A 233-nucleotide genomic window follows, 5' to 3' on the forward strand; every position below is an offset into this window, starting at 1 on the left:
CAAGCTTTTTAAGAAAGGATAGCAGATGTACGAGTATTTTGAGGGCATCATTACTGCAGTGAATCCGGCCTATGTCGTGATCGAGGTGGCCGGAATCGGCTACCGGATCCTGACGCCGACTCCATATGCCTACCATGAGGGGGACAAGGCCCGGATCTATATCGAACAGGTAGTGCGGGAAAACGGCATTGCCCTTTACGGTTCCAAGAGCCAGCAGGACAAGGGCCTGTTCA

General features: G+C 52.8%; 1 protein-coding gene. It reads left to right on the forward strand.

Annotated features, from left to right (window positions below; all coding sequences use genetic code 11):
* Positions 1 to 25 precede the first annotated feature (25 nt).
* A partial coding sequence (locus tag lacNas_RS03635) for an OB-fold domain-containing protein (protein WP_280515429.1) occupies positions 26 to 233 on the forward strand: 208 nt, incomplete at its 3' end.

It is taken from the genome of Lactobacillus nasalidis, assembly GCF_016587775.1.
Taxonomy (GTDB): Bacteria; Bacillota; Bacilli; order Lactobacillales; family Lactobacillaceae; genus Lactobacillus; species Lactobacillus nasalidis.